Raw genomic sequence first — 24159 nt, forward strand, 5'->3', positions numbered from 1 at the left:
AACAACTGGTATAGACAACTACATTACTAGATGTTTGGAGGTGAAGAATGGCATGAAAGAAAAGAAGAGTGTTATTGATAAGAACAGCGTGATACCACTCTACTTTCAAGTGAAGGAATATTTGCGGAATGAGATCATCACAGGACATTTTAAACCGGAGCAATTAATTCCGTCAGAACGGGAATTAGCAGAAGAATTTGAAATCAACAGACTGACGGTCCGCCAAGCGATTAATGAATTGGTTCAGGAGGGACTGCTGTACAGACAGCGCGGTGTTGGCACATTTGTATCGCAGCCGAAAATTGAGCAGCCGCTGACATCCCTAACGAGCTTCAGCAAGGATATGCAGAATCGCGGTATTGTCCCCGGGGCGCAGGTCGTATCGATGAAGGTGATTCCCGCAACCAAACAGCTCGCTTCCCGGCTGCAGATTGAACCCCAAGAGGAAGTGCTTGAGCTGGTGAGGGTGCGCACCGCTGACGGAGAGCCTATGGCTCTGGAACGCTCCTACTTGCGATATGATCAGGTTAAGCCGCTTTATGGAATGGATATGGAGAACGTATCTCTTTATCAAAAGCTGGAAGAGGTTTGCGGCATCAGGCTGGTAAAGGCGATTCAAACGATCGAAGTTGCAAGCGTTTACCCGGAAGAAGCTGGAATATTGGAAATCGGTCCGCATGAGCCTGCGATGCTGATTGAAAGAACCACCTATACAGAAGGTGCAGACAAGCCCCTGGAATTTGTCAGATCTCTATACAGGGGAGACCGATATAAATTCAAAATCGAAATGAATCTATGACCCGAAACTTCCTGTAAAAAATCACACACATCTAGGAGGCACACATTATGAGCAATCATCTGAAACTGTCGTTTGAAATCTGGCCGAATATGCCATGGGGCAGACTGGAAATCGCTGGTCCCGCTTGGAACTCGTGGGGAGACAAGCCGCTGGACTGGTGCATACGGCAAATCGCTTCATACGGATATGAAGGCTTTGATGTCATTTATCCGAAGATTCAGGAAATCCTACCGCAGGATTATGACGATAGTGTTAAAAAAATACGCAAGGCCATGGATGAAACCGGTCTGGCCTTCTCCTCGATCGGCTGCCATACGACGTTTGTAACTCCGCGTTATTTTGACCGCGAAGCAGGGATTGCGAAATTTAAAAAGGCCATCGATGCAGCGGCGGACATGGGTGCTGAAACCGTCGTTACCTTAATCGGTGACGGGTATTACGATCCGCCTCTGTATAACCTGATGACGCGGAAGGAAGCATGGAGACAGGTGGTTACCGCAACTCAAGAGGTTGCCGACTACGGTCTGCAGAAAGGAATCGATGTCAGTATTGAACTGATTCAAGGAACAATCATTAACAATATCGACGATATGCTGAAATTGTTTGAGCTTGTTGATCGTCCAAATGTATACGCTTGCGTAGATGTCGGCACGTTCTACACCACGGTCAAACCGCGTATGCCGATCAAGGAAGCCATCCGCAAGCTTGGTGACCGGATCAAGGTGACGCATGTCAAGGACGAAGTAGGCTTCCCTAATATTATGCAGTCTCAGCATGTATGGTTCGGTGCAGGCTTTGTAGATTTCAGAGAAATGGCGGAAGCACTGAAGGAAGTAGGATTCACGGGCTATAACTCCGTCGAGTGGGAAGGATTCCAGACGGGGGGATTATATGGCGTAGGCGATCCTTCAGGCGTGAGCATGACGGACTTTGACCGGGTAGCAGAAGAAGCCAAGGAATATCTTGAGGAATTCGGATGGGGCAAACAGAGCTAATCGACTCTGTTCTCACCGCTGCCTCTCCCGGAGAAACAGAGCAGCTGCTGATGGATCTGATCGCAATAGAAAGCCACAGCGACATACAGGATCAGGAAGAGCAGATCGCCTGTTTCATCCGGGATTGGCTAAGTGAGCGGGGAATCGAATGCATGCTGACCGAAGTGCTCCCGGGCCGGCCTAATGTCATCGCCCGGTTGACCGGGGACGGAACGGGGCCTTCATTGGTATTGAACGGCCATTTAGATACAGTACCACCGTATGGTATGCATTCACCCTTTAAAGCTTTAAACAAGGAAGGTAAGTGGTATGGCCGGGGAAGCGTAGATATGAAGGGGGCCTTGGCTGCCATGCTTTCAGCCCTGGCCGCTATAAAGCGAAGCGGTATTTGCCTTCGGGGCGATGTATATTTCGCAGGCACTATTGGTGAGGAATCCTACAGTCCCGGCGCTTATCAGCTTTCCCGCAGCGGCTTTACAGCCGATTATGCGATTGTAGGCGAGCCAACCGGACTCAGGACGGGCATAGCCCATAAAGGTGTTGCCTGGTACGAAGCTGAATTTGCCGGCCGGTCCGTACACGGCAGTGTTCCTGAGCAGGGGATCAACGCCATTTATCGCGCAAGCCGATGGATTGAGCATATTCAGGATCGATACCTTCCCAGCTTAAAGGAACGATCTCACCCGCTGCTGGGCTCTCCTTCACTGAATATTGGCACGATTGAAGGAGGTACCCGCACGGTGACGGTGCCAAACCGGTGCCGGATCGGATTCGAGCGGCGGCTGATTCCCGGAGAAACGGCAGAGTCCGCGCTCATGGAGTTTCAGGCGACCTTAGTTGCTGTGAAGGAAGAACATCCTGATTTTCAAGGCGAGATCCGTATTGCGGATAATTTTCATGGCGTACCCCATGGTCCGCTGCAGACACCGCCAGACAGCCCGCTGGCAGCTGCGCTCTCAAGCGCATATGAAGACGAGTTCAAGGAAGAAGGCGTCTCGCGATCCGATGCGCTAATCGGCCTTCAATTCTGGACGGATGCGGCACTGCTGCAGGAATGCTGCAGGCATACGGTAGTCTGCGGACCTGGAAATATCGAGCAAGCCCATTCAGACGACGAATATATTGAGGAGCGTCAGCTGCATGCGGCAACCCGGATTTATATTCGTACGGCTGCTGCGCTTTGTGCACGGTAGCCTGCCTATACAAGGGGGAAAGAGGGATGAACATGTTTGAACCTGTCTGCCGGAGCTGCGGCACGGTTCACCCCGTTGAAGCGGTATATGCTTGCAGAAAATGCGGCGGAAGCCTGGATATAAGGTATGATTACGAGCGTATTTTTGCCGATTACCCGTTTGCTGAATTGATCTCCAGCTCTGGATGGGATATGTGGAATTATCGGCCGCTGCTGCCGATTTTGCCGGAGGCTCAGGCGATCACACTTGGAGAAGGAGGGACACCGCTTCTTCGCAGCCGCAATATTCAGGATTTGGCGGGTCTGCCAAGATTGTATCTGAAGCTGGAATCTGTTAACCCTACCCTCGCTTTCAAGGATCGGCCGCTGTCGGTGGCTTTAACCGCAGCCATGCAGTTCGGCATGCAGGAGGTGGTGTGCGCTTCGACGGGAAATACCGGTGTTGCTGCTGCTGCTTATGCGGCGCGTGCCGGCCTCCGGTGCACGGTATATGTCCCTGCATCCACACCGATGGAGAAGCTCGGAGCCATGAAGGAGTATGGCGCAGAGCTGCAGCCGATCGCTGGAAGCTTCAGTGATGCCTTAGAGACGGCGATGGAGCAGGCGGTGCTCCGGAATGCCTTTAACCTGACATCGACCTACCTGAATCCGTATGCGATTGAAGGGAATAAGACCGTCGCCTACGAATTGCTTGCCCAGCTGGGGCGTGTACCGGACTGGATTGTCGTTCCGATTGGAGCGGGGCCGCTTCTGTCCGGCATTTACAAAGGGTTCCAAGAAATGAAGCGATCCGGCTTCGTGGACAGACTTCCGCGAATGGTTGGTGTACAAGCGGATGGCTGCGCGCCGATTGCCGAAGCTTACCGGAGCGGGGCCAAGGAAGTTCTTCCGTGGCGCAGCGCCGTTGCTACTGCAGCTTCGGGCATCGCCGATCCGCTGATTAGCTACCCGGCTGACGGATCGCGCACCTTATCCGTCATTCGCGAATCCGGCGGAATCGCTCTTTCGATCCCCGATGATCGGCTGCTTCATTATCGTAAGCAGCTCGCTATGCGGGAAGGTGTACTGGCAGAGCTCTCCTCGGTTACAGCAGTCGCTGCCGTTCAGAACATGCTGCAAGACGGAGTGCTGAGAAATGAGGATACGGTCATTGCGATTGTCACCGGACATGGCTTTAAAGACATGTCTGTGCAATAAACAACAAACAAAAAGGGGAGTAGACGCAATGAGACATAAAAAATGGGTTGTATTGCTGTTAGTTGTCTTCGGGCTTCAAAGTATTCTAGCTGCTTGTTCTTCCGAAAAACCTGAGGAAGCAGCACCTAAAGCAGCGGACGGTGTAACTGAAATTGTGCTGTGGCACATGGAAGAACCGCCTAATCGCGTGGAGAGATTCAAGGAGATCATCGACGGCTTCAATCAAGCGAATCCGGACATTAAAATCATTTCCCAAGTCCAAAGCTGGGGGGATGCTTACTCGAAATTTCCTGCCGCCATTCAATCTGGCAACGGGCCGGATCTCTTGTTCACGATCCCGGACTACACAACGCTGATTAAAGAAGTAGCAGACATACAGCCAATGGATGACATCATCGCTTCTCTGGATGAGAAGCACGACTTCTTTGAGACGGCTCTTACACCATACCAATATGAGGATCATACATGGGCCGTCCCTGTATTCGGCATGGGGCAGGTACTTTGGTACCGGAGCGATATTCTGAATGAAGCAGGCTTAACCCCGCCTACAACTTGGGATGAACTGAAAGCGGTTGCCGAGAAGCTTACAACTGGAAAGCAATATGGCATTGCCCTTCCGGCCTCAAAATCGATGGCGACCGACCAAGTTCTGTACAGCTTTTTAGCGTCGGGCGGAGCCAAGCACATCATGAATGGCAGCAACGAAATTACATTTGATAATGAGAAAACGGTAGCTGCTTATCAGATGTACAGTGATTTGCTTCAATTCTCTCCACCGGACAGCAATACGTATCAATGGGGCGAGCCGCAAGCGCAATTTAACGCCGGAACCGTCGCGATGGCGATCGAGAAGGGGCAGTATCTGTCGACATTCGAAGCGGAGTCGGGAAGGCCAGCCTCTGATCTAGGCGTAGTTCCGATGCCTGTTGGTGAAGGCGGAGAAGAGAGCAGCATTTATATCCCGAACGGAATCATGCTGCTGACAGGCGATGCCAAGAAGAAGGAAGCCGTCGCCAAATTTTTCGAGTATTTGTTTGAGCCGGAAACCTACGGGAAATTCGTGAACGCGGAGCCGGGACTGTTCCTGCCTGTCACCGAAACAGGAAGCCAGGCGGAGAGCTTCTGGAGCGATCCGGTCATCAGTAAATTCAAGCCGCAAGTCGAGGTGTTGATGGAATCCTCCAAAAAGGGCGCGTTGTTTGGATTTACAGATGGCGTAGCAAGCAAGGTAGGCGTGATCGCCGGACCTAACTATATCGCCCAAACACTGGAGCAGATGACAAGCGCCGGAAAATCCGCTCAGGAAGCGGTTAGCTGGGGTCAGGAACTGATGGAAGCTGCAGTGAAATAATCGGTAATAAATCGGTAAGGAGAGGCATCAGGAGGAGAGCGGGAATTACATAAATTCCCGGTTCTCCACCACCTCGAAAGAGAGGGGTTGAATGTATGGATACGTTAGGCAAAGCGAAAGGAGCCGGCAGGCTGCTGCCGTACTTGCTAGTTGCGCCGATCGTGATTTGGATTGTGATCACTATTTTTATTCCGTTGTTCAGCGTCATTAAGGAAAGTTTCTATAGTACCGGCTTAATCGGCAGCAAGGGCGCATTCGTAGGCTTTGACAATTATAAAGCAACGCTTACGTCGCCTGTCTATTGGGGCGCCTGGAAGAAAAGCTTAGTCTGGGTTTTTGGTAATGGTTTGGCGCAGACTTTGCTCGCATTTGGAATTGGGCTGCTTCTTAATAAAGCTACGCGGTTTACGAACTGGGCTAGAACCTGGATGATCATTCCGTGGATTATTCCTACGATTGTCGTCGCGATTTTTTGGCAATGGATTTTCAACGGGTCTTACGGTATTTTCAATCATATTCTCCAGGCACTTCACATTATAGATAAGCCGATCAATCTTATTGGCGACAATACATGGTCGCTGCCTATTGTTATCTTCATTAACACATGGCACTGGTTTCCCTTCATGGCCGTCATCATCCTTGCAGGCTTGTCAACCATTTCGCATGAAATGTATGAGGCCGCGGATGTCGATGGCGCAAATAAATGGCAGCAATTCTGGTCGATTACGTTTCCTTCGCTTGGAAAAATCACGTTTGCTTTAGGACTTGTAGGTACCTTGTGGTCATTTAACATCTTTGACACGATTTACATTCTGACTGGCGGCGGCCCTGCCGGAGCTACAACGACGATTCCTGTCATGATTTATCAGCAGGCCTTCGAATCGTACAGAATCGGGCAAGCCTCAGCCACCTCTATCATCACAGCATGCGTTTTGATTGTATATGCATTCTTTTTCATCAAGTATGTTGCGCCAAAAGAAGACTAGCTATTGTACACACTTTATTTGCTGCGAAAAGAAGGTGACCTTATGAAAATATTTCGTTACATTTTCGGCGTTCTGCTTACATTTCTGATCGCTTTCCCGTTTTATTGGGTCATTATATCGTCATTTAAACCGGCCGATCAGATCCTGAAGCCAGATCTATTTCCAAAAGTGTTTACGCTCGATCATTACCGTGAGCTTCTGAATCAGACATCGTATCTGACCAATCTATCCAACAGTGTCATCGTAGCGATCGGCACGATGGCTATATCCGTGCTTATCGTTATTCCCGCCGGGTATGCGTTGTATCGCATGAAATTTCCGGGACGCCGTTTCTTCAGTACGCTGATCCTGGCTACCTATGTTTTTCCGGGAATTTTGCTGCTGGTTCCAGTCTACCAACTGATGTCCAACCTGAATCTGGTGGATTCCCTGCTGGGGCTGATCGTCATAAATGTAACCTTTGCGGCACCGTTCTCCGTATGGCTGATGCAGGGATTCTATGACTCTGTTCCGCTTGTTCTGGACGAGGCAGCTGCCATCGATGGGGCAAGCCGACTTCGCACGATGCTTGTCATCGTCCTGCCTTTGATCGGACCTGGCATCGCGACTATTTCGATCTACGCTTTCATTACCTCTTGGACGGAGTTCGCTTTCTCCTCTGTCCTCATCAGCAGCGAATCGCTCCGGACCCTTCCGATCGGCCTGAACGCAATTATGGGTCAATATACCGTCCGCTGGGGCTGGACTACAGCAGGGGCAACGCTGACACTGCTGCCAGTCGTCATTTTCTTCGCTTTTGTCGGAAAGTATTTCGTCAAGGGACTTACTGCCGGTGCTGTGAAGTAATCTGAATAACGGTGCCGGGAAGTAAATCAGAGAAAGAGAGGGTGGGGTTATGAAAAAGGTAAGGATTGGACTGATCGGTACGGGCCGTTTCGGAAGGCTTCACCTGAATGTGCTCCAGCAGCTGCCTGGTGCCGAGATTGCCGCTATATCCGATGTTCAGAAGGATGCCCTAGAGAAGGCAGCCTCCGACTTTGGGCTGGCGAAGGATATTTGTTACACCGATCCCTTTGGCTTGATCGCTCGGGAGGAGCTGGATGCGGTGGATATCGTTTCGGATGAAAAATCTCACGGCCCGCTTGTTCTAGCCGCGCTTCAGCACGGCAAGCACGTGATCGTGGAGAAGCCGCTGTCGGTCATTTACGCGGAGGCTGAAGCGATTCGGAAAGCTGCAGCCGAGTCCGGCAGACAGGTCCTGGTAGGCAACATATCCAGGTTCAGCCAGCCATACTTTGCGATAAAACGGCAGATCGACGAAGGAAGGCTGGGGACTATAGCTGCAATTCGCACCAAACGAAATTTCAGCAAGAGCTGGTTCCATGGATTCGGCAATCGGGTGCATCCGGTCTTCGAATCCGGGGTTCATGAGCTGGATTTGCTGGTATGGTATGCCGGCTGCCGCTGCACGAAAGTCATGTCCTATGAACGGAATATGAGCGGATATGCCTTCCCTGATTTATTCTCGGCAACGCTGGTATTCGAGAACGGGATCGTTGCTTCACTGGATTCCAGCTGGATGGTCCCGGCTGGCAGTCCGCAAAACCTGGTGGAGACGCTGGAGCTGGATGGCACGATCGATGCTCATATCGAGGTCATTGGCGATCAAGGCACAGCCTCGTACCAGCTCGCCCACGCTGGACTATCCGTGTGGACGGATAGCGGGGCGCTGCATCCGGAGACGACGCTGTGGCCGACGGGTCCGGAAGGAATCGGCGGAGCGATTCGATTGGAGCTTGAGCATTTTATACACCGGATCGCCGAGAATCGGCCTTCTGAATTCATGCCGCTGTCTGATTCCGTTGAGGTCATGAAAATTGCCGAGGCTATCGTGGAATCAGGACAGACGGGGCGTCCGGTCGAGCTTTGAGTTTTTTACAAAATGATAAACCAGAATGATCCGAATTAGTGAAGGGTGAGATGACTATGACGATTGCAGACCGTTTACAGGAGCTTGACATTGTCATTCCCGAGGTGAAGCCCCGTTTTTTATTTGAGCCTGGGGTTCAGGCCGGGAACCTGCTGTTCATATCAGGGGCTACCCCAGAGATCGGCGGGATGATGCAGATGCCGGGAAGACTCGGGGCTGACCTCGATGTAGAGACCGGAAAAAAGGCAGCCCGGCTGGCTGCGCTTAACTGCTTAGGCCAAGTTCAGGCCGTGCTTGGATCGCTCGATCGCGTGGAGCGCATCGTTCGGCTGATGGGGTATGTCAGGTCTGCTGAGGGCTTCGGAGAACAGCCGCTGGTGATCAACGGGGCGTCCGAGCTTTTGATTGAAATTTTCGGAAATGCGGGAAGGCATGCACGGGCTGCGCTTGGCACAAGCGAGCTTCCGTTCGGAGCGGCGGTCGAGCTGGAAATGATCGTGCAGGTCAAGGATTAGGATGAAAATTCGCAAAGACATCTATCTGGCCGCGAGCGGAAGGCTTGGCTTTGACTGGACGCATCCCGCCGATTGCAATGTGTATGCGGTGGACACGGGCGAGGGGGTCGTGCTGATTGACAGCGGCACAGGCCTTAACACAGCCGGACTGCTTCATCATCTAGCCGAGCATGGCATCGGGACCGATTGCATCAGCCATGTTCTCCTGACCCATCTTCATGCGGATCACTCGGGCGGGGCCTGTGAAATACGCCGAATTACGGGAGCGAAAATCGCTGTGCTGCAGGAAGCCGCTCCGATATTGGAGGCGGGGGACGAGGAAGCGATCAGTTTGCCCCAGGCCCGGGAAGCGGGGCTGTATGCACAGGACTATACCTGGAACGCCTGCAAAGCGGATATACTGCTGAATGATGGAGATCGCTTTGATATCGGGAACTATGCATTCAAGGTGCTGCACACCCCGGGACATTCGGGATTTGATACTTGCTTTTACATCCGTACTTCAACGGGAGACAGCCTGCTGTTCAGCGGTGACACGGTGATGTATGGCGGTAAAATCTCCATGTTGAACACCTATGATTTCTCCATGCTCGCCTTGTCTGAAAGCATGAAGCGGCTTGCGGGACTCACGCTGGACGTGCTGCTTCCGGGACATGGACAGCCTGCGCTTTCCAGGGCATCCGAGCATATCGAAACGGCCCATAGCATATTTAGCAAGCTGGGCATTCCGGCTAACTTCAGCGGATAGAACAACAATTAGGAATGTGACCAGGAAGGAGTAAACCATATGCTTGCCTACGAATTTGTATCCAAAATTATTGAACATATTGAAATCATTAAAAAAGAGGAAAGCGAGTCCATTAACCAGGCTGCGGAGTGGATTGCCGACTCCATTGCGAAGGAAGGACTGCTGCATCTGTTCGGCTGCGGCCATTCGCATCTGCTTGTAGAGGACTTTTTTTATAGAGCCGGTGGAATGGTGCCGGTAAATGCTATACTTGAAACCAGCATCATGCTGCATGAGGGAGCCGTTAAGAGCTCCAAGATTGAGCGGATGACCGGTTATGCCGGACATATTCTGGATAATTATATCGTTCATCCCGGCGAAATCATCATTGTAATTTCCAATTCCGGCATTAACAGCTTGCCCGTGGAAATGGCGCTGGCTGCCAAGGCGAAGGGGCTTAAAGTGGTGGCCATGTGTTCCTCGGCTTATTACGGAGATGAAACCCGGCACTATTCGGGACAGCGCCTCCGGGATATTGCCGATCTGGTCATTGATAACCATATGCCGCATGGCGATGCGCTCGTAGAGCTGCCTTCATCGGGGACCAAGATGGCCTCAGGATCTACGATCATCGGAAGTGTGATACTGAATATGGTGATGACCAGCGTTGCAGAGAAGCTGATCAAGCGAGGGATTGAACCGCCGATTTATGTCAGCGGCAATGTCCCGGGCGGCTTTGAGCGCAATGAGGCATACATTGAGCGCTATCGTCAGCGGATAAAGCATTTGTAATGAACCCCATGCTTCATGTTTTTTGGAAATATTCATTCAATCATAGGGGAGAGGAGCTGTTAGGATGGGTGGGACAAGACAGGCTCTGATGATGGGAGTCGATCTAGGCACTACGGCAATTAAAGTAATTGTAATGACACCGGACGGACAGGTGTCTGTCTCCGCATCCGGAAGATATCCAACAAGAACGCCTCGTCCCGGATGGGTGGAGCAGAACCCGGAGGACTGGTGGGAGGCGGCCGTAAAGGCGATTCAGGCCTGCACCCGGAGCATAGATTCATCGGATATTGCGGCGGTGTCCTTTTCCGGACATATGAGCGCACAGGTACTGCTTGATCACAACGGCAACGTTCTCCTCCCCAGTATCTTAGTAGCGGATGCACGCTCTGCCGAGGAAACTCGGGAGCTTCGAGAGAGATATATGAAAGACTTCGTGGACCGGACGGGCAATGAGCCGATTGATGCCTTCACGGTATCGAAGCTGCTTTGGATCAGACGGCATCATCCGGATCTGTGGGCCCAGGCAGGGGTGCTCATGTTTCCGAAGGATTTTATTCGCTACAAGCTCACGGGTGAAATAGGCACGGAGCCTACGGATGCCGGGAACAGCCTTTTGTTCGATTTATCCACAGGCGGCTGGTCTAGGGATTTGATGGAAGAGCTGGGGCTCAGGGCGGACATCTTCGCCCCAATTCTGTCATCTAGTCAAATCACGGGGCATATCAGCGGGGAAGCGGCGGCATTGACAGGCTTGCTGGAAGGAACACCGGTCGTTACAGGGGCTGCCGATATGGCCTGCAGCCAGCTCGGAACAGGTGCAACGCAAGCGGGAACCTTGGCGGTGACCCTCAGCACATCCGCTCAAGTTGTACTGCATGTTGATCAAGCCTCTCCTTCTGCAGCGGGGCGGGTTACGTTTCATCCATCTGCAGTACAAGGCTCCACGTATGCGATGGGTACGGTATTCACAGGAGGCCTTGGCGTCGACTGGGGGTATAGGCTGCTAAGCGGCAAGTCCAATCTGGCTGCAGAGGACTTTGAAGCGATTAGCTCGTTATCGGCGCGGATGGAAGAAATCCAGCCCGGCAGCTCCGGATTGATGTTCATGCCGTTTCTTGGCGGAAGCGGTACGCCTTATTTTGACCCTCGAGACCGTGCCTCGTGGCTGGGACTATCCACAGGACAACCTACCGAGCTTCTTCTTCACTCGATCATGGAAGGGATTGCCTATAACATTCGGGAAAGCATGGAAGTCTTCCAATCTCTCGGACAGACGATTCACAAAGTGCATCTTGGAGGAGGGGGAAGCCGCAACAAGGTATGGGCCAAGATGATCGGCGACGTGCTCGGCAAGGATGTCTTCCTGCTGAATAACCGCGATGCCTCCGCTTTGGGCGCGGCCATGCTGGCCGGTGTTGGCTGCGGCATCTATCCATCGATAGCCGATGCGGTGTCCTGCGTCGTATCTACCTCGGAGCCGGAGCCGTTCTCACCAAGCAGGCATCAAGCCTATGACAGGTTATATCACCGGTATCTCAAGGCATACCGCATGTTGAACGAGTTTTATCGTGAAGCGTAGCGGCTTCAATTCCATTAGATTCCCGGAACCTTTGAATAGCAACCCCAACTCTAAAATCCCATCAAGACTCCATGATGGGATTTTTTTAATTGAATCGGGTATGGTTTGTTCTGCGGATTTCGGCTTATTTTGAATTGTCGCCCGAAGGATCCGCCTGACGATGAGCGGCTTTATCGATTTCCCGGTCCAGCTTCGATGGTCCTTGCATTTCTTCAGCAGCTTCCATTTGCTGATTCAACTGTTGTTCGACTTGTCCGATTCCATGCGCTTCTTGATGCTGTTTGCTCTTGGCCACAACGATCCCTCCAATTATGTCCTTATAATCTCTGCATGACTACAATGCGCCAATCCGTATGAACTTATGCAAGAATCTGTATGGCTGCGATGAAAAACAAATAGACGGAAGGCAGATTAGCCGGGATTGGAGTTATCGTCCGAGTCCCGGTGAAATTAGCTGGTTTTTGTTTGCTTGGACATGCTATTGTAATGGAGAAGAAGGAGTGAAGCGAAGATGGCTTTGAATTATCACCAATTACATATTTTTTATACCGTTGCCCAGCGAGGCAGCTTCTCCGCGGCCGCGCAGGCGCTGCATATGACCCAGCCTGCGGTGACGATGCAAATTCAATCGCTTGAGGATTATTTCGGCACGAAGCTCCTGGTCCGGTCGACGAAGCGTATCGATTTGACCGAAGCGGGAAAAGCTTTATACCCGTATGCGCGTAAAAGCATCGAGCTCATGCGCGAGACGGAGAAGGCGATGTCGCAGTTCACGTCCATGCTGGAAGGGCGCCTGCTGCTCGGCTCCAGCCTGACGATCGGCGAATATGTGCTGCCGCGCCTGCTCGGCCCGTTCGGGCGCCAGTATCCGCATATTTCCATCGTGCTTAAGGTGATGAATACGACGCAAATTATCGACGAAATCGTGAGCCATCAGCTTAATTTCGGTTTGGTTGAAGCGCCGGTGCACCATCCGGATATGATATCCGAGCCGGTCATGGAGGATGAATTGAAGCTGGTCGTGCCTGCCGGGCATCCGCTCTCCGGCAAAGGCCCCTTGAAGCTTGCAGACGTATTGTCCTACCCGTTCGTCCTTCGGGAGAAGGGCTCGGGCACCCGCCAGGTCATGGAGGAGCAATTGGAGAGCAGCGGGATCGATCTGTGCGGGCTGGATATCGTCATGGAGCTCGGAAGCACGGGTGCCGTGAAGTCCGCCGTCGAGGCCGGCTTCGGGCTTACCTTTCTGTCGCCGTCATCGGTCAAGCACGAGCTGGCCCTTGGATTGCTGGAGATTCTGGAAATCGAGGATGCCACGTTCAAGCGGCAATTTTATTCGATCCATTTGAAATCCACGCTGCTTCCGGTATCAGCAGTTACGTTCCTGACCTTCTTGCGGGAACAGCAGCAGCCTTTATAGACAGTTAAGGAGGAACTCCATAATGAACGATAAGGTAATCCCAAATTTATGCGATCTGCATATCCATACCCGGGCCTCCGACGGCATGAACGCTCCAGCGGAAAATGTCCGCCTGGCCCAAGAGAAGGGTCTCGCCGCTATAGCGATCACGGACCATGATACGGTAGCCGGGATTGAAGAGGCGCTTGCTGCAGGACAGCAATACGGCATTACGGTGGTTCCGGGCGTTGAGATTAGCACGGTTGCAGCCGGCCGCGACATTCACGTATTGGGTTATTATATCGATACCGGGAATGAGAGGCTGCTGGGCAGGCTGCAGGGGCTCCGGGCTACGCGGGAAGCGCGGAACGAGCTCATTTTGGAGAAGCTACATGGCCTCGGAATGCCGCTGACGCTTCGGGAAATCAAGGAAGGGCTTGGCCGTCCCCTCCGTCCCGATGAGAGCATCGGACGGCCTCATATCGCCGATGCGCTGGTCCGCAGGGGCTACGCAGAGAATATGCGGGATGCCTTCGACCGTTATCTCGGCGAAGGGAAGCCCGCTTATGCAAGTGTCCCCAGGATCGCTCCGGAGGAAGCGATGCAATGGATCCGCGAGGCCGGCGGGGCCCCCGTGCTGGCGCACCCCGGGTTATATGGGGATGACGAGCTGGTCAAGCGGATTATCGCTGCAGGGCGGCCCGCAGGAATTGAAGTGTACCATTCTGACCATGGGCCCGGGGAGGAGCAGCGCTATGCGGAAATCGCGCAGCGGCTCGATCTGATTGCGACCGCCGGGTCGGATTACCACGGTGTCCGGCAGGGCGTCGTCTTCCACGGCGATATCGGCTCTCGCACAGTGCCGCTAAGTACGTTGGAACAGCTTCGCCTCCGCTCGGGCCTAGGCTGATTCGTATCGCAGGAGGAGCAGCGTGCATTGCCGCCTTTTCGAAGGAGCAAGGGCAATTTGCAGCAATTTGCAACGGTTGGCAGCAGTTAGCAGTAGTTAGCAGAGACATACTGCCGATTGTACGAGGCTCTTCAGCTCGAAATAGAATACCAAGATGAATAAATCCTTCGGCCCTGCTGCAGAGGCATTAGCAAATGGCCGAAGGATTTGTTGTGTTGAGATATTTGAACGTAGCTTATTTGACGGTGTTCGGCAGGCTCTTGATCAGCGCCTCATCGGGCGTAACGAACAGGGTGCGCTGCTGCTCGTAGATGACAAAGCCGGGCTTCGCGCCGCTTGGCTTGCGAACATGCTTGATCAGCGTGTAATCGACAGGTACGCTGCTGGATTCCTTGGCCTGGCTGAAGTAAGCAGCTAGCTGGGCCGCTTCATTCAAGGTGGCCTCTCCGTAGGAAGCGCTCCGAATGACGACATGGGAGCCCGGGATGTCCTTCGTGTGCAGCCAGGTGTCATTGTGGCTGGCCAGACGGTTGGTCACGTACTCATTCTGCAGATTGTTCTTGCCGACGTAAATGTCTATGCCTTCGGATGAAGTATACACATGGAGTGTCGGACGGTCGTTCTTCTTCTTTTTCTTGCTCTTGCCGCTTCTTTGCCTCAAGTATCCCTGCTGGATCAATTCCTCGCGGATTTCATCGATGTCGTTAAGCGTCGCATACTCCAACTGCTGAAGCAAGCCTTCCAGGTAAGTGATTTCCTTGCGTGCGATGTCCATTTGCTCATCGATGACTGCCAGGCTGTTCTTGAACTTATTGTATTTCTTGAAGTAACGCTGCGCATTCTCGGAAGGGGTCAGCAGCGGATCGAGCGATATCCTTACCGGCTTCTGCTCCTCATCGTAATAGTTGATGAGCTCGACCTCTTTATCGCCTTTCTTGATCTGATGCAGGGAAGCCAGGAGCAGCTCGCCGGATATGCGGTACCGTTCGGCGTCCTCAGCTTCCGTAAGGTCCTCCTGGAGCTTCGTCAGCTTCTTCGCATTTTTACTGCGCTCGTTCTGCAGGAAACGCAGCAGATCGCTTGTCTTCTGCTTCACTGTGTCGCGCAGCGCTTTTTCTCCGTAGTAATCCTCCATGCAGGCGCTGATAGAATCGTATGTGCGGACATTGTCCTGCACCATGCTCAAGGATACAGCGGAGAACACATGCTTCCCTTTGCTGCTGCTGCCGCTCATCGGATGGTACTGCTGACGGGAGATTTCGTCCATCAGGACTGAGAAGGCCGACCACACGGTCTCCAGCTCAGGAGCTGCCTGTGTCTCGGCTGCCGAGTCTGCGGCGGCGGCTCCCTGTCCGGCCCGGAAATAGATTTCTTCCGCAATCAGCGGACTCAGGCCGCTGTAGGCCTGAACGAGCCAGTAGCTGGCTGCGGTATTCTCTCCTGCTTCGCACCAGGCGGCCAGGAACTCTTCCTTGCCGGCCTCCAGCGGGTTCAGCTTATGCTGCTCCGGCGGCTTCGTATAGGCGAACCCGGGCATAACGACCCGGTAGCTGCTGATGGAAGGGGTAACATGGTGGATGCCGTCCAGCTGTACGCCGGTAGCGGGATCAACGAGGATGATGTTGCTGTGCCGCCCCATCAGCTCGACGATGATCCGCTTGGCCGAGATGTCCCCGAGCTCATCGCGCTGCCTGATATCGATCGCAATGATCCGCTCCATTCCGTGCTGGGCAATGGCCTCAATGATGCCCCCCTCACAATGCTTGCGCAGCAGCATGCAGAACATGGGAGCCTCCTGCGGATTAGGGAAGGACTGCTCCGTCAGGTGAACGCGCGGATAAGTCGGATTGGCCGACAGGATCAGCCTCCGGTTTCCGCCCTGTGCTCTTAAATTGATTATTATATCGCTATCGGATGGCTGGTGTATTTTGTTGATGCGCCCGCCCACGCAAAGCTGCAGCTCGTGGACAATAGAACGCGTAACGATGCCGTCAAGTGCCATAATTGTATTCTCCCTCTATAAGTGCCTTGGCGCATACCGCGCTCTCTCTATGATGCCATACTTCACGCAAAAACTTAAGTCCTCCCTTGTGATAATTCGGGACTGGCCCGAATACATTTACCCTAGGTGGAAAAGCCTTCGCTCTGTAAAACGGCATAATTACGGGAGGGGAATAGAGAGGATGGAACAAAAAAACTGGCACCAGTGGAGTGGTGAGGAGCTTCTCCAACGATTCGGCGTCTCCAGGGAGCAGGGGCTGACCGAAGAAGAGGCCCGGCGCAGGCAGGAGCAAAGCGGATGGAATGAGCTGCAGGAAATGCAGCGCGTGTCGCCGCTTCTCCTCTTCCTAAATCAATTCAAGGATTTCATGATGCTCGTACTGATGGCAGCTACCTTGATCTCCGGCCTTCTCGGCGAATATTTGGACGCCGTTACTATTATAGCCATCATCATTCTGAACGGAGTTCTCGGCTTTGTTCAGGAATTCCGCGCCGAGCGTTCGCTAAGGGCGCTCAAGCAGCTGTCCGCTCCCCATGCCAATGTGCTGCGGGGCAGCAGCATCCGCCATATTCCGGCGCGGGAGCTCGTACCGGGAGATATAGTGGTTGTGGAGAGCGGGGACCGTATTCCTGCTGATATCCGCTGGCTCGAAACGAACAGCCTTGATGCCGAGGAGTCGGCGCTGACCGGGGAATCGCATCCGGTGAACAAGCATTCGGCGCCGATCCAGGACGCTGAGGTGCCGCTCGGCGACCAGAAAAATATCGGCTTCATGGGAACGATGGTTACCCGGGGGAGCGGGAGAGGCATTGTTATCCGCACGGGGATGGAGACGGAGATGGGCAAAATCGCCGATCTGATCCAGAGTACAGAGGTTCAGGAGACGCCTCTGCAGCGCAGACTGGAGCAGCTTGGCATAATCCTGATTTATTTGGCTCTCGGCTTGACGATTCTCGTTGTCGTGGTCGGGATCATCCATGGCCAGCCAGCCGGAAGCATGTTCTTTGCCGGCGTAAGCCTCGCCGTCGCCGCAATTCCGGAAGGGCTGCCGGCCATCGTCACGATTGCACTGGCGCTGGGGGTGCAGCGAATGATCAAACGCAAAGCGATCGTGCGCAAGCTCCCATCGGTCGAGACGCTCGGCTGCGCCTCCGTCATCTGCTCCGACAAGACGGGGACTCTGACGCAAAACAAAATGACGGTGACGCATATTTGGGTGGAAGGACGCCCGCTTGAAGTTACCGGCGACGGGTATGAACCGGTTGGCCATATTATGGAACAAGGGCAGCCGCTGGATGTGAAAAAAGATCAAAGCCTGCGCCGCCTGCTGCAAATCAGCGCGCTCTGCAGCAACGCCGTCATTTACGAGGAGGAAGAGGAGGAGAACGCTCGCGGTCGGCGCAAGGCCAAGGAGGAGCCGGCGAGCTCGCGCTGGAAGCTGAAGGGGGATCCAACGGAAGGAGCGCTGGTCACTCTGGCGACCAAAATGGGGCTGACCGCCAGCTCGCTAGCCGGAATCTACAAGCGTACGAAGGAGCATCCCTTCGATTCCAAGCGTAAAAGGATGTCTGTTGTCGTCTCTCATCAGGGAGGAGCCCTCGCTCTCGTCAAGGGTGCGCCGGATATGCTGCTGGAGCGCTGCTCGTATATTTTATGGGACGGCAAGGTCGTGCCTTTTACGGGCACCCTCCGGCAGAAGGTGCAGGCGGCGAACGAGGAGATGGCGCGCCGGGCTCTGCGCGTCCTGGGCCTCGCCTATCGTGAGCTGCGGCCTCAGGAGAACGCGGATAGCGAGGAGGCGGTGGAATCGCAGCTCGTCTTTGTCGGCCTGACCGGAATGATCGATCCGCCGCGCCGCGAGGTCCGGGATGCGATCGCGGTCTGCCGCAAGGCGGGCATCAGGACGGTCATGATTACGGGCGACCACGGTCTCACTGCCGAAGCGATCGCCCAGGATCTGGGGATTCTGCAGCGGGGCGGCGAATCGCTCTCGGGAGCGGAACTAAGCCTGCTGAGCGATGAGGAGCTCGAGCAGAGGGCGGACAGCATTTCCGTCTATTCCCGCGTATCGCCGGAGCATAAGCTGCGCATCGTCAAGGCGCTCCAGCGCAAAGGCCATGTCGTAGCCATGACCGGGGACGGCGTCAATGATGCCCCCGCCATCAAGGCGGCCGATATCGGAATTGCCATGGGCATCACGGGAACGGACGTATCCAAGGAGGCTTCCTCGCTCATTCTGAGCGATGATAATTTCTCGTCGATCGTAGCGGCGATTGAGGAGGGCCGGAACATTTACGAGAATATCCGCAAATTTATCCGGTATCTTCTTGCCTCCAACGTGGGAGAAATATTGACGATGCTGTTCGCCATGCTGGCCGGCCTCCCTCTGCCGCTGGCGCCGATTCAGATTCTATGGGTCAACCTGGTGACCGATGGGCTGCCTGCGATGGCGCTGGGCGTGGACCAGCCGGAGAAGGACCTAATGGAGCAAAAGCCTAGGGGCAAGACGGAGAACATCTTTGCCCGGCGTCTCGGCTGGAAGATATTAAGCCGCGGCCTGCTGATCGGCTTGTGCACCCTTGGCGCGTTCTGGATTACGCTGCAGAGCAATCCGGGAGCGGAAGGCCAGCTTGCCAAGGCTCAGTCGGTAGCGTTCGCGACGCTTGTTATGGCCCAGCTTATCCATGTGTTCGATTGCCGGAGCTCACGGTCTATTTTTCACCGTAACCTCCTGCAGAACCGGCTGCTCGTTATCGCGGTGCTGTCGTCCATTCTGCTCCTGCTCGGAGTCATTTACATTGAGCCGCTGCAGCCGATTTTCAAAACCGTGCCGCTCACGATGAGAGACTGGTCGATTACGCTTGTAGCCGCGGGGATTCCGACATTTCTGCTCGGCGCGGGCAGTGTGTGGTCAGGGCGGAGGAATCGCCGCAAATACAACAATTCCGGCCCGTTCATTCCGGCGAGGAATACAAATTTTCGTGCATAAAATCAATACCCTTTCGAGCCCTTAAAATATAGACTAACCCCATACCAAGCCTTGCGGTGCAAGGCATGAAGGGGTGGTTCATATGAAATTTACGAAAATGCACGGGCTCGGAAATGATTTTCTCGTTATTTACGGAGAGAAGGCGCTGCCGGAGCATGCTTCACAGCTGGCGCAAAGGTGGTGCAATCGCTACTTTGGCATCGGGGCTGACGGGCTCGTGTATATTCTGCCATCGGAGCAGGCCGACTTCCAAATGAGGATCATCAACTCGGACGGGACGGAAGCGGAGCAGTGCGGGAACGCCATTCGCTGCGTCTGCAAGTATGTGTACGAGAAGGGCTATATCGGCCGCGAGAAGATCAGTATCGAAACGCTGGGTGCCGGCGTGCAGCAGGCAGAGCTCCAGACGGTGTCCGGCATGGTCTCGTCGGTGCGCATAGATATGGGAGAGCCGGTTCTTGACGGCCGCGCCATTCCGACGACGCTTGAGGCAAGCCCGGTGCTGGACTGGCCGATAGAAGCCGGCGGGGCGAGCTTTAGGTTTACAGCGGTATCGATGGGCAACCCCCACTGCATTATTTATGTGGATGACGCTGCGGCGTTCGATTTGCATACCTGGGGGCCAAGGCTTGAGAAGCATCCTATTTTCCCCCGCAAAACGAACGTCGAGTTTGCCACAGTGAAGGCCCGGGATCGCGTGGAAATGCGGGTGTGGGAGCGTGGAGCCGGTCCGACCCTCGCCTGCGGAACCGGGGCTTGCGCCACGCTGGTGTCCTCCGTGCTCCACGGGTATACGGACCGCGCGGCATGGATCGGTCTGGCGGGCGGGGACTTGTACGTCGAATGGAACGGGACGGATAATCATGTGTATATGAGCGGCCCGGCCGCGGCGGTTTGCGAGGGAACCGTCGAGCCGGGAATTTAAGAAGGGGCCCCTGGCGGCCTCTTTTCTATGCTGAAAGGATGGGGTTGGCAATTGCTTTTTCTAACCATTCAGCCAGAATTTATGGTACATTAGAATGAAAACGAGTTCTGATAGATCTTGAAATAGAATGAGGGCAGTGGAGGTAAGAATGATGAGGCCGGATTTACGCGAGAAAATAAAGCGCGAGGTGTTGATCGGAGACGGGGCGCTCGGTACCTATTTGTACCAGCTCGGATTTCCCGTGGGCATTTCTTATGAGGAATTTAATTTATTAAGACCTGAAGTGATCGGTGATGTGCATCGCCGTTATATAGAGGCTGGAGCGCAGCTGCTGGAGACGAATACGTTCTCGGCGAACTATTATAAGCTTGCTAAATTCGGCTTGGAATCCAAAGTAGAGGAAATCAACAAAGCGGCCGTACGGATCGCCAGAAGCGCAGCGGGGGCGGATGCTTACGTTGCCGGTGCGGTGGGGTCGATTCGCGGGGGGAGACGGGTTAACGTCTCCGTGCAGGAGCTGAACCGGAACTATGAGCAGCAAATTACCGCATTGCTGACAGAGGACGTCGACGCGCTGCTGTTCGAGACCTTCTATGATCTGGCGGAAATGCGGATTGCGATCGGCAAGGCGCGGCAGCATACTTCGATTCCTGTCATCTGCCAGTTCGCCGTCGATCAGCTTGGCCGGACTTTGGACGGCTACAGCATTAAGGAAGCCTTCGGAATTTTGCGCGAGGAAGGCGCTGACGTTCTAGGATTCAACTGTCATTCGGGACCTAAAGGAATTATGAGCGTGATGGAGAGCCTGGAAGGCCCGCTCGACGTTCCGCTGTCCGTATTCCCGAATGCGGGTTTAGCTGACTATATAGATGGAGAATATGTATATGGAGCAACTCCTGAGTACTTCGGAGAATGCGCCGTGTCCTTCGCGGATCTTGGCGCCCGGCTGATCGGCGGCTGCTGCGGCACGACGCCGGAGCATATTTCCGCGATTGCCGGGGCGCTGTCCGGCTACGCGGCTCAGCCGCTTCAGGAGGGGGCTGTTCTGCCTCCGGTACGGCCTTCGGTCGCCATTGAAGAACGGGAAGAACGGGACGGAGAGAGCTTCGGAGAACAAGCTGGAGAGCCGAGCATTGTGGAGCTTGTAAAAGAGCGCCATACGGTTATAGTAGAGCTCGACCCGCCGCGCGATCTGGATATTCGCAGATTTATGGACGGAGCAGCCGCTCTGAAGGAGGCCGGAGTCGATGCCTTGACTCTGGCCGATAACTCGCTGGCTGTTACACGGATGAGCAACATGGCGCTGGGGCATCTTGTCCAGTCCGAGGTCGGACTGCGACCGCTCATTCATATCGCCTGCCGCGACCGCAACCTGATCGGCACGCAGTCGCACATGATGGGCTTCGATGCCCTCGGCATCGACCATGTTCTGGCCGTGACCGGCGATCCGGCCCGCTTCGGCGATTTGCCCGGCTCGAGCTCGGTCTATGATTTGACTTCCTTTGAAATCATCCGGATGATCAAACAGCTTAATGAAGGGATTGCCTTCTCCGGCAAGCCGCTGAAGCAAAAGGCGAAGTTCGTCGTCGGTGCCGCCTTCAACCCGAACGTAAAGCATTTGCATAAAGCCGTCGAGCGTCTGGAGAAGAAAATAGCCTCCGGGGCCGACTATATCATGACCCAGCCGGTCTATGATCCGGAGCTGATCGTCGCGGTCAAGGAAGCGACGGCTCATCTGGACATCCCGATCTTTATCGGCATCATGCCGCTAGCGAGCGGCAGGAACGCCGAATACCTGCACAACGAGGTTCCCGGCATACAGTTATCCGACAGTGTCAGAAAACGGATGGAAGGGCTGCAGGGCGAGGAAGGCCGCAGGGTAGGGGTGGAAATCGCCAAGGAATTGCTGGATACGGCCTTGGAGCATTTTAACGGCATTTATTTGATAACTCCATTTATGTTCTATGAAATGAGTGTCACTTTGAGTAATTATGTCTGGGAGAAATCCGCACATCGCTCGCAATACTTGTCTCGTTCATAATTATCAATTACAATAGGGTAACGGATGTGATACCTTTGTCTCACAGTATGACAGGATACGGACAGTCCGCCAGACATTACGGCGGTTATGTTATTCAATTTGAAATTAAATCCGTCAATCACAGGTATGCCGAAATTGTGCTCCGCATGCCCAGGGAATGGACATGCTACGAGGATGGGCTTCGGCGCCTTGTGCAGCGCCACGTCAAGCGCGGCCGGATTGATGTATACATCAGCAAAGAGCGTGACGACAGCAGCTCTTTGCCATTTGTATTGAATTCTTCCATCGTGCAGTCTTACTTGCAGGCGGCCGACGAGCTCAGCCGGAATTTCGGCGTCAAGGCCGATCTCACCGCGAGGGACATCCTGGCCCTGCCTGATGTTCTGCAGGCTCCGGATTTGTCCTTGGAGGATTCATCCCAGGAGGATGGATGGGAGGCGATGCTGCAGGATGGACTGGAGGAAGCGGTGTCCGGATTGCTGCGCATGCGGGAGAAGGAAGGGCTTCACCTTGTTCGCGATTTGGAGAGCCGGCTAATGAAGCTGGACGATCTTCACGAAGAGCTGGTCCGGCTTGCTCCGGAAGTGGTGAGCGATTACCGCGCCAGGCTGAAGGGCCGGCTTAATGAATTGTTTGAGGGCTCGCTGGATGAGCACAGGTTTGCGATGGAGGTCGCGCTGTTTGCGGATCGGTCCAACATTGATGAAGAATTGATCCGATTAAAGAGCCATTTCGAGCAGTGCCGCGGGTTGCTGAGCAGCCGCGAGCCGATCGGGCGCAAGCTGGATTTTTTGATACAGGAAATGAATCGCGAAACCAATACGATTGGATCAAAGGCCAATCATTTGGCCTTAGTCAACCGTGTTTTGGAAATGAAAGCAGAATTGGAGAAGATTCGGGAACAGGCAGCGAATATGGAGTAATGCCACCGGCTGCAAGCGAATCGAGAAAATTAGGGGGAACTACCTAACCATGGCAATTAAACTTATTAACATCGGTTTTGGAAATATCGTATCGGCGAATCGCATCATTTCCATCGTCAGCCCTGAGTCCGCTCCTATCAAGCGGATCATCCAAGAGGCGAGAGACCGCCATATGCTGATCGACGCCACTTATGGGCGCCGTACCCGCGCGGTTATCATAACGGATAGCGACCATGTCATTTTATCGGCAGTACAGCCGGAGACGGTCGCGCATCGTCTATCCATCAAAGACGACGACAACGACGAATAATGGAGAGAACAATGGCAAAAGGGCTACTTATCGTATTATCCGGGCCGTCCGGAGTGGGGAAAGGTACGGTCTGCAATGAATTAAGACATCGTTTGCCGGAGCTTGTGTATTCCGTGTCTGCGACGACGAGGCAGCCGCGGCTGGGCGAGGAGCACGGTGTGAATTATTTTTTCAAGACCCGCGAGCAGTTCTTGGATATGATCGAGAACGACCAGCTGCTAGAATATGCCGAGTATGTCGGTAACTATTATGGAACGCCGCGCAATTTCGTAGAGCAGACGATCGAGAGCGGCAAGGATATCATTCTGGAAATCGAGGTTCAGGGCGCGCTGAAAGTGAAGGAGAAGTTCCCCGAAGGCATATTTGTGTTCCTGCTTCCGCCATCGCTGGATGAGCTGAAAGGGCGGATACAAGGACGGGGGACGGAGAATCAGGCGACGATCGATCATCGGATGTCCGTAGCTGCCGATGAAATCGCTCTGCTCAAGCACTATGATTACGCCGTCGTCAACGACGAAATCGACCTTGCCTGCAAGAGAATTGAAGCCATCATCACAGCCGAGCATTGCAGAGTCAGGAAGTAGCTGACCGGGCCGAGCC

General features: G+C 53.9%; 22 protein-coding genes. 20 read left to right on the top strand and 2 right to left on the bottom strand.

The features are described 5' to 3' along the window. Nucleotides 1-52: 52 nt before the first annotated feature. The 12 genes from BN2762_RS14030 to xylB all read left to right on the top strand — a co-directional run bounded on the left by BN2762_RS14030 (nt 53) and on the right by xylB (nt 12063). On the top strand, nt 53-799 hold the full coding sequence (locus tag BN2762_RS14030) for a GntR family transcriptional regulator (RefSeq protein ID WP_055107565.1): 747 nt from the start codon (nt 53-55) through the stop codon (nt 797-799). A 47-nt stretch (nt 800-846) separates the two neighbouring features. Then, nucleotides 847-1794, top strand: a complete 948-nt coding sequence (locus BN2762_RS14035; protein ID WP_055107566.1) for a sugar phosphate isomerase/epimerase family protein — start codon at nt 847-849, stop codon at nt 1792-1794. After that, on the top strand, nt 1776-2987 hold the full coding sequence (locus BN2762_RS14040) for a M20 family metallopeptidase (protein WP_055107567.1): 1212 nt from the start codon (nt 1776-1778) through the stop codon (nt 2985-2987). The genes BN2762_RS14035 and BN2762_RS14040 overlap by 19 nt, the downstream gene beginning before the upstream one ends. 26 nt (nt 2988-3013) lie before the next feature. After that, complete coding sequence (locus BN2762_RS14045; protein ID WP_055107568.1) at nt 3014-4183, top strand: threonine synthase; 1170 nt, start codon at nt 3014-3016, stop codon at nt 4181-4183. Between the two features lie 28 nt (nt 4184-4211). Further along, the gene (locus BN2762_RS14050; protein ID WP_055107569.1) at nt 4212-5534 is read left to right on the top strand and encodes an ABC transporter substrate-binding protein; all 1323 of its coding nucleotides are present in this window, start codon (nt 4212-4214) and stop codon (nt 5532-5534) included. Between the two features lie 95 nt (nt 5535-5629). Beyond that, nucleotides 5630-6520 (top strand): carbohydrate ABC transporter permease, encoded by an 891-nt coding sequence (locus tag BN2762_RS14055; RefSeq protein ID WP_055107570.1) that lies wholly within the window; start codon nt 5630-5632, stop codon nt 6518-6520. A gap of 42 nt (nt 6521-6562) precedes the next feature. Then, nucleotides 6563-7366, top strand: a complete 804-nt coding sequence (locus tag BN2762_RS14060) for a carbohydrate ABC transporter permease (RefSeq protein WP_055107571.1) — start codon at nt 6563-6565, stop codon at nt 7364-7366. A 49-nt stretch (nt 7367-7415) separates the two neighbouring features. Next, entirely contained in the window at nt 7416-8450 is a 1035-nt protein-coding gene (locus BN2762_RS14065; protein WP_055107572.1) for a Gfo/Idh/MocA family protein, read from the top strand. Between the two features lie 50 nt (nt 8451-8500). Continuing rightward, complete coding sequence (locus tag BN2762_RS14070) at nt 8501-8965, top strand: RidA family protein (RefSeq protein WP_230202518.1); 465 nt, start codon at nt 8501-8503, stop codon at nt 8963-8965. Nucleotide 8966: 1 nt separating this feature from the next. Continuing rightward, on the top strand, nt 8967-9713 hold the full coding sequence (locus tag BN2762_RS14075) for an MBL fold metallo-hydrolase (RefSeq protein WP_055107574.1): 747 nt from the start codon (nt 8967-8969) through the stop codon (nt 9711-9713). Nucleotides 9714-9752: 39 nt separating this feature from the next. After that, on the top strand, nt 9753-10484 hold the full coding sequence (locus BN2762_RS14080) for a sugar isomerase domain-containing protein (protein WP_055107575.1): 732 nt from the start codon (nt 9753-9755) through the stop codon (nt 10482-10484). Nucleotides 10485-10548: 64 nt separating this feature from the next. Then, on the top strand, nt 10549-12063 hold the full coding sequence (gene xylB / locus BN2762_RS14085) for a xylulokinase (protein WP_055107576.1): 1515 nt from the start codon (nt 10549-10551) through the stop codon (nt 12061-12063). Nucleotides 12064-12187: 124 nt separating this feature from the next. Here the strand turns inward: xylB and BN2762_RS27295 are convergent, their stop codons facing one another. Further along, nucleotides 12188-12358 carry a hypothetical protein gene (locus BN2762_RS27295; RefSeq protein WP_187386525.1) on the bottom strand — a complete coding sequence of 57 codons (171 nt, stop codon included), beginning with the start codon at nt 12356-12358 and terminating at the stop codon, nt 12188-12190. Nucleotides 12359-12574: 216 nt separating this feature from the next. Between BN2762_RS27295 and BN2762_RS14090 the strand changes: the two genes are divergently transcribed. Both BN2762_RS14090 and BN2762_RS14095 read left to right on the top strand, forming a co-directional pair. Beyond that, nucleotides 12575-13480 carry a selenium metabolism-associated LysR family transcriptional regulator gene (locus BN2762_RS14090; RefSeq protein WP_055107577.1) on the top strand — a complete coding sequence of 302 codons (906 nt, stop codon included), beginning with the start codon at nt 12575-12577 and terminating at the stop codon, nt 13478-13480. Between the two features lie 22 nt (nt 13481-13502). Continuing rightward, nucleotides 13503-14369, top strand: coding sequence for a PHP domain-containing protein (locus tag BN2762_RS14095; RefSeq protein WP_055107578.1), 867 nt, complete (start codon nt 13503-13505; stop codon nt 14367-14369). A gap of 235 nt (nt 14370-14604) precedes the next feature. Here the strand turns inward: BN2762_RS14095 and BN2762_RS14100 are convergent, their stop codons facing one another. Then, nucleotides 14605-16371: an Rqc2 family fibronectin-binding protein gene (locus tag BN2762_RS14100; protein WP_055107579.1), complete on the bottom strand. Its 1767-nt coding sequence runs from the start codon at nt 16369-16371 to the stop codon at nt 14605-14607. A 181-nt stretch (nt 16372-16552) separates the two neighbouring features. Between BN2762_RS14100 and BN2762_RS14105 the strand changes: the two genes are divergently transcribed. The 6 genes from BN2762_RS14105 to gmk all read left to right on the top strand — a co-directional run bounded on the left by BN2762_RS14105 (nt 16553) and on the right by gmk (nt 24143). Further along, nucleotides 16553-19360 carry a calcium-translocating P-type ATPase, SERCA-type gene (locus BN2762_RS14105; protein WP_055107580.1) on the top strand — a complete coding sequence of 936 codons (2808 nt, stop codon included), beginning with the start codon at nt 16553-16555 and terminating at the stop codon, nt 19358-19360. An 82-nt stretch (nt 19361-19442) separates the two neighbouring features. Then, nucleotides 19443-20285, top strand: coding sequence for a diaminopimelate epimerase (dapF, locus tag BN2762_RS14110; RefSeq protein WP_055107581.1), 843 nt, complete (start codon nt 19443-19445; stop codon nt 20283-20285). A gap of 151 nt (nt 20286-20436) precedes the next feature. Next, complete coding sequence (locus BN2762_RS14115; RefSeq protein ID WP_055107582.1) at nt 20437-22326, top strand: bifunctional homocysteine S-methyltransferase/methylenetetrahydrofolate reductase; 1890 nt, start codon at nt 20437-20439, stop codon at nt 22324-22326. Nucleotides 22327-22361: 35 nt separating this feature from the next. Continuing rightward, nucleotides 22362-23249 carry a YicC/YloC family endoribonuclease gene (locus BN2762_RS14120; RefSeq protein ID WP_055107583.1) on the top strand — a complete coding sequence of 296 codons (888 nt, stop codon included), beginning with the start codon at nt 22362-22364 and terminating at the stop codon, nt 23247-23249. A gap of 49 nt (nt 23250-23298) precedes the next feature. Beyond that, entirely contained in the window at nt 23299-23559 is a 261-nt protein-coding gene (gene remA / locus BN2762_RS14125) for an extracellular matrix/biofilm regulator RemA (RefSeq protein ID WP_019639066.1), read from the top strand. Between the two features lie 11 nt (nt 23560-23570). Continuing rightward, complete coding sequence (gene gmk, locus BN2762_RS14130) at nt 23571-24143, top strand: guanylate kinase (protein ID WP_055107584.1); 573 nt, start codon at nt 23571-23573, stop codon at nt 24141-24143. The last annotated feature ends 16 nt before the right edge of the window (nt 24144-24159 follow it).

Origin of the sequence: Paenibacillus ihumii, from assembly GCF_001403875.1 — a bacterium.
Classification (GTDB): Bacteria; Bacillota; Bacilli; order Paenibacillales; family Paenibacillaceae; genus Fontibacillus; species Fontibacillus ihumii.